At 69.6% G+C, this 7,961-nt stretch carries 7 protein-coding genes; 5 read left to right on the plus strand and 2 right to left on the minus strand.

Annotated features, from left to right (window positions below; all coding sequences use genetic code 11):
• Positions 1-170 precede the first annotated feature (170 nt).
• Together VIM19_08605 and VIM19_08610 are read right to left on the minus strand one after the other, a co-directional pair.
• Entirely contained in the window at positions 171-779 is a 609-nt protein-coding gene (locus VIM19_08605; GenBank protein HEY5184942.1) for a LysE family transporter, read from the minus strand.
• A gap of 213 nt (positions 780-992) precedes the next feature.
• On the minus strand, positions 993-1,223 hold the full coding sequence (locus tag VIM19_08610) for a DUF4287 domain-containing protein (GenBank protein ID HEY5184943.1): 231 nt from the start codon (positions 1,221-1,223) through the stop codon (positions 993-995).
• A 1,298-nt stretch (positions 1,224-2,521) separates the two neighbouring features.
• On the opposite strand from VIM19_08610, the gene VIM19_08615 reads away from it, so the two are divergent.
• The 5 genes from VIM19_08615 to VIM19_08635 all read left to right on the plus strand — a co-directional run.
• Positions 2,522-5,248 carry a LuxR C-terminal-related transcriptional regulator gene (locus VIM19_08615; protein ID HEY5184944.1) on the plus strand — a complete coding sequence of 909 codons (2,727 nt, stop codon included), beginning with the start codon at positions 2,522-2,524 and terminating at the stop codon, positions 5,246-5,248.
• Between the two features lie 128 nt (positions 5,249-5,376).
• Positions 5,377-6,549: an MFS transporter gene (locus VIM19_08620; protein HEY5184945.1), complete on the plus strand. Its 1,173-nt coding sequence runs from the start codon at positions 5,377-5,379 to the stop codon at positions 6,547-6,549.
• Between the two features lie 121 nt (positions 6,550-6,670).
• On the plus strand, positions 6,671-6,922 hold the full coding sequence (locus VIM19_08625) for a hypothetical protein (GenBank protein ID HEY5184946.1): 252 nt from the start codon (positions 6,671-6,673) through the stop codon (positions 6,920-6,922).
• Between the two features lie 66 nt (positions 6,923-6,988).
• Positions 6,989-7,723, plus strand: a complete 735-nt coding sequence (locus VIM19_08630) for a DUF4386 domain-containing protein (GenBank protein HEY5184947.1) — start codon at positions 6,989-6,991, stop codon at positions 7,721-7,723.
• Positions 7,724-7,757: 34 nt separating this feature from the next.
• Positions 7,758-7,961, plus strand: a 204-nt coding sequence (locus VIM19_08635) for an ATP-binding cassette domain-containing protein (protein HEY5184948.1), incomplete at its 3' end; no start/stop codon positions are given.

A 7,961-nucleotide genomic window follows, 5' to 3' on the forward strand; every position in this document is an offset into this window, starting at 1 on the left:
TCCGGGCGCGTCAAGCACCGTTCGTCCTCGCCCTGCGGGCCTCCGGGCGCTGCGAACTTGACCCGCCCGTCCGGACGACGCCGCCCTCAACGAGGCCGCCCCCGCTGAGAAAGTCCTTGACCGGCCCCGCTCCTTCATGAATGCCGTTAGCGGGCTGTCGGATGTGGCGCCTATGAGGTGATGTGCGTCGTGGCGACGCTGAATGCGACGCCCAGCATGACTACGCCGATCAGGAGATCGAGAACGCGCCATGTTGCGGGTCGCGACATCAGCGGGGCCATCGCTTTGGCCCCGTATCCAAGGCCGACGAACCAAACGATCGATCCCACGCAGGCTCCAGCGGCGAATAGCCACCGACTGGAGCCGAACTGATTCCCGATGGACCCGAGCAGCAGGACGGTGTCCAGGTAGACGTGGGGGTTGAGGAAGGTGAACGCGAGGGTTGTGGTGACGATGGCTCGCCGTGACGGGCGTACGGCCTCGGACGGCAGGAGCACTTGGCGGCGACTCGCTCGCCAGAAGGAGTAGAGCGCGTAGCCGACGAGGTAGGTGACGCCGACCCACTTCAATGCGTCCAGAACCCCAGGGAACGACCGGCCAACACGACCGATTCCGCCGATCCCTAGCAGAATCAGGATGATGTCCGACGTTGCGCAGATCGCAACGGCGATGCCGACATGTTGACGGGTGAGGCCCAGCCGAAGGACGTAGGCATTCTGTGCGCCTATCGCGACTATGAGCGACAGGCCGGTCAAGAGGCCGGCGAGGGCTGCGTTCACCGATTGGCCGACATCCAACGGCAGCTCGAGGTGTCCACCGCCATGAGGTGAGTATGAACTACGGCGGGAGCCCCCGGGGTGCGTGCGGCCCGGCCCGACATTGGCCTATCCGCCCTGATGATTCGTGGCGCGCCTACGTGCCGACCCCGGGCGCTCCAGACGGCGGCGGAGGCCGAAGGCCGCCCTCTGGCGCTCCGCCCGCATCCGGCGGAGCTACTCGACCGCGACGTTCCCGGCTAACGTCCAGCCGACCAATGCGTTCGCGTGCCCATGCCCCATCTGGTAGTCCGTCTTCAGGAAACTGACGATGGCCATGTGCTTGTCCAAGCCACAGCCGGCGATGATGCCCTGCCACTCGACGATCGAGCGGCCGTACTTCTTCTCGATCGACGGAAAGTATGAGGCGGGGCCGGCTTTAGGCCACGGTGGTGAGTACTCAGTCATCAGGTCTCCCTCCGACCCCGACCTTAGGGGGAGAGCGGCCCGTGATGTGATGCCGTTCTGGTGCGCATCCATGACCCGCCGAACATGCAGTCGTAGGCAGCATCGCGCCCCTGGCAGGACTTGCGTCGGTGGTCAACAGCAGCCCCGTCCCGTGCGTATCCCTTGCCAAGAGGCAGGTCCGGTGACCCCTGGGATTTCGACCCAGAGGTCACGTCCACCCCCGTGCGCCAGCGTCCACGCCAGTCCAGTCGATCAAGCATCTCGGGCGAGGGGCGGCAGACCGCCTGTTGACCACAACGCAAGAGGCATGACCGCCAAGATCGGTGATCATGCCTCTGACCTGCGTAAACGTGGTAGCGGGGGCAGGATTTGAACCTGCGACCTCTGGGTTATGAGCCGCGGGAGCAAGGGACGTCAGCAGGCACCGGTGGACAGTTCTGGACACTGATGGACTCGCCGTCTTCGCAGGTCAAACGCCTACTAGCGCCTCTGAGTGTCGCCTGACGTCCACCAACGTCCGGGCGCGTGATGCCGACATTCTGCCCACATCCGCCGATGTAGCAGGGCACGCCCAGCGCGACTCTGCCCACATTCTGCCTACCGAGGATCATCACTCTCCGGCCCGCTGCCTCCCCTGTGCCGGCGTCCCGGCCAGCGATCTACTGACCCGCCGCCTCACGGAGCTCGACGCCGAGGTCCAGCCGCTCCACCACCTGCGCAGCTGTTCGGCTTCGCCCTCGGGTGGAGGCTGATGTGGCGCCTGTCAGCTCGGAGCACGGACCAGCCCCAGCGCTGGGCTGCGATGCCCGCGGCGGTGATGGCGTTGACCGGGACGCTGCTGCTCGGTTGCGTCGGCGGGACGGCCGAACGCCTAAGCAGAGCGTCAGTCGAGCGTCTTGCACTGTCCCAGCACGTGTCCGCCGACCACGTGCTGTGTTGGCCGGGTGGGATCCGGTGACCGCCTCACGCGAACTGTGCGTTAGGCCAGATCCTCCAGCACGCGCGCTTGCCGCCGACGGTGGTGTGGACGATTTCGTTGGCGTCCGAGGTCATTGCGGCCCTACCAGGTCCTCCCGCGCGCAGGTCCGCCGCCACCGCCTGGCAGGACAGCTGCGGGGCGGCGTCACACGCGGTCCTGCACCAGGGGCCGCCGGCAGGATCAGCCGATACCGCTCCGATCCCATCCTCACCGTAGAACCGTCGGCGTCGATGGTCACCCCGGGAGCCCTGCTCCGCGTACCGTGGCACCACCGGTGGCCAGGAGGCTTCGGGCCACCTTGAGGCGGGCAGGAGTGGTCGTGGCAGGTCCGCTGCTCGAGACCAAGCTCCACGTCCCTCGGCCCCGACGCGGACTCGTGCTGCGGCCACGACTGAGCGAGCGGATGGGCCAGGGGGTGGACTCGGCGCTGACACTGGTGTCGGCGCCCGCCGGGTTCGGCAAGACGACGCTGCTGACGGAGTGGTTGGCAGCATCCGCCGTCGACGGGCGCGCCGCGGCGTGGCTCTCCTTGGACCAGCGCGACAACGACCCCGTGGTGTTCTGGACGTATCTCGTCACGGCCCTGGAGAAGGCGGTGCCCGGGGTCGGGGCGGGTGCGCTGTCGCTGCTGCAGTCACCGCAGCCGCCCGTCGACGCGGTCGTCGCCAGCCTGCTGAACGACCTGGCCGCCCTGCCCGACGACGTCGTGCTCGTGCTGGACGACTACCACGTGATCGACGCGCACGACGTGCACGACCAGATGGCATTCCTGCTGGAGCACCTGCCCCCGCAGCTGCGCCTCGTGATCGCCGGCCGCGCCGACCCGTCCCTGCCGGTGGCGCGGCTGCGTGGCCGAGGCGAGCTCGTCGAGATCCGTGCCGCCGAGCTGCGCTTCACCCCGGACGAGGCGGCGACGTACCTCAGCGAGGTGATGGGACTGACCCTGACGGCGGAGGACGTCGCAGCGTTGGAAGGGCGCACCGAGGGATGGATCGCGGCGCTTCAGTTGGCGGCGCTGTCGATGCAGGGCCGGGCGGACGTCGCCGGGTTCATCGCGAGTTTCGCCGGCGACGACCGGTTCATCGTCGACTACCTCGTGGAGGAGGTCCTGCAGCGTCAGCCCGACGAAATCCAGCAGTTCCTGCTGCGGACCTCCGTCCTGGACCGGTTGAGCGGGCCGCTGTGCGACGCCGTGACCGGCCAGGAGAGAAGCAAGGACCGGCTGGTCGAGCTGGAGCGGGGGAACCTCTTCCTCGTCCCGCTCGACGACCGGCGTCGTTGGTACCGCTACCACCAGCTCTTTGCGGACGTCCTGCAGGCGCACCTGCTCGACGAGCAGCCGGGCGACGTCCCGGACCTTCACCGCCGCGCGAGCGAGTGGTACGAGCAGAACGGCGAGCCCAACGAGGCGGTCCGCCACGCGCTGGCCTCGAAGGACTTCGCTCGAGCGGCGGACCTCGTCGAGTTCGCGATCCCGGCTATGCGCCGGAGGAGGCAGGAGACCGCCCTCCGTGGCTGGCTCCAGGCCCTGCCGGACGACGTCCTCCGTGTCCGGCCGGTGCTCAGCGTCATGTACGCAGGGGTGCTGCTGCTCAGCGGCGAGATCGAGGGCGTCGAGCGGCGGCTCGCGGACGCGGAGCGCTGGCTCGAGCCCGCCGGCACTCGCCGGCCGGAGGGCCCTGGCACGGACATGGTGGTCCTCGACCACGAGGAGTTCCGCCGCCTCCCGGGGGGCATCGCGACGTACCGCGCCGCGATGGCACTGGCCCAGGGCGACCTCGCCGGAACCGTGCGGCTCGCCCGGGGCGCGCTGGAGCTCCTGCCCGAGGACGACGACCACCTCGGCCGGGCCCCGGCAGCCGGGCTCCTGGGGCTCGCCGCGTGGTCGAGCGGAGACCTGGCTGAGGCGCACCGTGCGTACTCAGAGTGCCGGGAGGGACTGCGGCGGGCCGGCTTCATCGCGGACACCCTCGGGTGCTCGGTGGCGATGGCCGACATCCGGCTCGCGCAGGGCCGTCCGCGGGACGCCATGCGCACCTACGAGCAGGCCCTGCAGCTCGCGTCCGAGGAGCCGGGCCCGGCACTTCGGGGATCGGCCGACATGCATGTCGGGATGAGCGAGCTGCACCGCGACCGCGACGACCTGCCTGCCGCACGAGTGGAGCTCCTCCGGAGCCAGGAGCTGGGCGAGGGCAACGGGTTGCCGCAGAACCGGTACCGGTGGCGCGTCGCGATGGCGCGGATCCGGGAGGCCGAGGGCGACCTGGACGCCGCCCTCGACCTGCTCGACGAGGCCGAGCAGGTGTACGTGAGCGACTACTTCCCGCAGGTGCGGCCCGTTCCCGCTCTGCGGGCGCGGCTGCAGGTGGTCCGGGGCGAGCTCGGAGCCGCCGCCGAGTGGGCCGCCGAGCACGGCGTGTCCGCCGGGGACGACCTCCCCTACCTGCGCGAGTTCGACCACGTCACCCTTGCCCGGCTGCTACTGGCGCAGCACGCCGCCGATCGCACGACGGGCTCGCTCGACGCCGCCGACGGCCTCCTCGAACGCCTCCTCGCTGCAGCGGAGAAAGGGAGCCGGGCGGGCGCCGTCATCGAGATCCTGGTGCTGCAGGCGCTCGCGCAGCGGCTGCGCGGCGGCGTCCCCGCCGCGCTCGTGCTCGTGGACCGCGCCCTGACGCTGGCCGAGCCGGAGGGCTACGTCCGGATCTTCGTCGACGAGGGCCGTCCGATGGCGGAGCTGCTGGCCGCGGCAGCAGCCCGCGGCACGACCCCTCGGTACGTCCAGCGACTGCTGGGCGCGCTGGGGAGCGCCCCGGACAGCACGCGCGTGCAGCACGGCCTGGTCGAGCCCCTCAGCGAGCGCGAGATCGACGTGCTCCGCCTGCTCGGCACGGACCTCAACGGACCGGAGATCGCCCGCGAGCTCGTGGTGTCCCTGCACACCGTGCGCAGCCACACGAAGAACATCTACGCCAAGCTCGCCGTGAACAACCGTCGGGCCGCCGTCCGCCGGGCCGAGGATCTCGACCTGCTCCCCCGCGCCTGATGGACAGCGCCCTGCCCGCCGACGCCGCTCCGGTCCCGGGTACCGCACCACCGACGGCGCCGGCGCCGGTCCGCGACGCACCAGCGCGAGTCGGGTGGGGCTTCATCACGCGATACTCGCTCGCGTACATGAGCACCTGCCTGGTGTTCCTGGCGCCACTGCTGGTCACGCTGGCGCTCAAGGTCAACTCGCTCGTGGGCATCCAGCAGGCGCCGAAGAGCCTCGCCCTGGTCACCGGTGCCGGAGCCCTGCTCTCCCTGGTCGGCAACCCGTTCTTCGGCCGGATGAGCGACCGCACCACCTCACGGCTGGGCATGCGGCGGCCGTGGATGGTCATCGGCCTGCTGGGCGGGTCCGTGGGCATCCTCGTCGTGGCGTGGGCGCCGACCGTCGCCGTGGTCCTCGTCGGGTGGTGCACCGCGCAGCTGTTCTTCAACGCCTTGCTGGCCGCCCTGGTGGCCGTGCTGCCGGACCAGGTCCCGACGACGCAGCGCGGCATGGTTTCCGGCGTCCTCGGGGTCTGCCTTCCCCTCGCCTCGGTGATCGGCACCTTCGTGGTCCAGCTGGTCGCGGGCAACCAGCTGGCGATGTTCATGGCGCCGTGCGCGATCGGTGGCTTCTTCATCCTGCTCTTCGTGCTCACGCTGGACGACCGCCGCCTCGCCAGGGCGGACCGGCCGCCGTGGTCGCTGCGCGAGCTGCTCCGCACGTTCTACGTGAACCCGCGGCGGAGCCCCGACTTCGCGTGGGCCTTCGTCAGCCGTTTCATGATCGTCATGGCGTACGCCTTCCTGGTGACCTACCAGGCCTACTACCTGCTGAACAAGATCGGCACCGCGGAGGCGGACGTGCCACGGCAGATCTTCCTCGGCACGGTCAGCCAGTCCGTCATGCTCGTCGCCGCCTCGCTCGCCGGCGGCCGCCTCTCGGACCGGACCGGCCGGCGGAAGGTCTTCGTCCTCGCGGCGTCGGTCGTCTACGGCCTGGCGATGTTCGTCATCGCGCTCGCCAGCGGCTTCAACGGCTTCCTCGTCGGGATGGCCATCGCCGGGCTCGGCTTCGGCCTGTACATGGCTGTCGACCTCGCGCTCGTCGCGGACGTGCTGCCGGACAAGGACAACATCGCGAAGGACCTCGGCGTTTTCAACATGGCGGGCGCGCTCCCCTTCGTCATCGCGCCCGCGATCGCGCCGATCGTCCTGGCGATCGGCGGCGGCAGCTACGGCGTCCTGTACGCGGTCGCCGGGGTCTTCGCCGTCGTCGGGGCCGCGGCCATCCTGCCCGTCACAGGCGTCCGCTAGAAGACCACCACCCCCATCACCACATGTGGTGATGCCCGCTCACTACGCCCACTTCTACCTTCTGGTCAACCGAGGCGGCACACCGCCGAGGAGATCCCCCAGAAGCGTGAAGAGGTGCCCGATGAGCGAGACCCACGCACCGGTCGGTAGCTGGCACGAGGCCGGACGGTACGAGATCCGCCTACAGGGCCACCTCGACGCCCGGTGGGGAGCCTGGTTCGACGGGCTGACCCTCACGAAGGAGAACGACGGCACCACCGTCATCGCCGGCCAGGTGGTCGACCAGGCCGCGCTGCACGGCCTGCTCCAGAAGGTCCGGGACGTCGGCCTCCCGCTCGTCTCGGTCGCCCGGGTCGAGCACCACCAGGCCTGACCAGCCCCACGTCCGATCCCCGCTGACCAACCCCCGCTGACCAACCCATCCCCAAAGGAGACCGACATGACCACCGCCGTCCGCACCGCACCACCGACGAAGGTCCCGATGACCTCGACGAGGAAGACCGCGCTCGTCGCCGGAATCTTCTACCTGATCACCTTCATCTCGATCCCCACGCTCGGCCTCTACGGCCACCTCAAGACGGACCGCAGCTTCGTCCTGGGCTCCGGCAGCGACTCCGGCGTGCTGTGGGGATGCCTACTCGAGATCATCGTCGGGATCGCCGGCATCGGCACCGCAGTCACGCTGTTCCCCGTGGTCAAGCGGCAGAACGAGGGCTTCGCCCTGGGCTTCGTCGCCAGCCGCACCGTGGAAGCCACCATGATCTTCACCGGTGTCGTCAGCCTCGTGTCGCTCATGCACCTGCGCCAGGACCTCGGAACTGCAGCCGGCGCGGACTCCGGAGCGCTCGTAGCCAACGGCCTGTCGCTCGTGTCGACCTACAACGCAACCTTCCAGCTCGGACAGACCCTCATGCCGTCGATCAACGCCGTCCTCCTCGGCTACCTGATGTACCGGTCCGGTCTCGTCCCGCGCATCCTCCCGACGATGGGACTCATCGGTGCCCCGCTGCTCATGAGCGCCACGCTGGCGACCGTGCTCGGCTACAACCAGCCGCTCTCCGCCTGGTCCGCGCTCGCCACGCTGCCCGTCGCCGTCTGGGAGCTTTCGCTCGGCGTGTGGCTGACGTTCAAGGGCTTCAAGCCCACTCCCATCACCGCCGCGATCGACACCTGAGCCGTCGAGGCCGGACCCGGAAAGGACCACAGCCATGATCGAGGCCACGAACCTCACGAAGAAGTTCGGCGACAAGACCGCGGTCGACGACCTGACCTTCACCGTCCGGCCGGGCATCGTCACCGGGTTCCTCGGTCCCAACGGTGCCGGCAAGTCGACGACGATGCGGATGATCCTCGGCCTCGACGCGCCGACCAGCGGCAGCGTCACGGTGGGCAGCAAGCCCTACCGTGCGCAC

Source organism: Actinomycetes bacterium (assembly GCA_036510875.1).
Classification (GTDB): Bacteria; Actinomycetota; Actinomycetes; order Prado026; family Prado026; genus DATCDE01.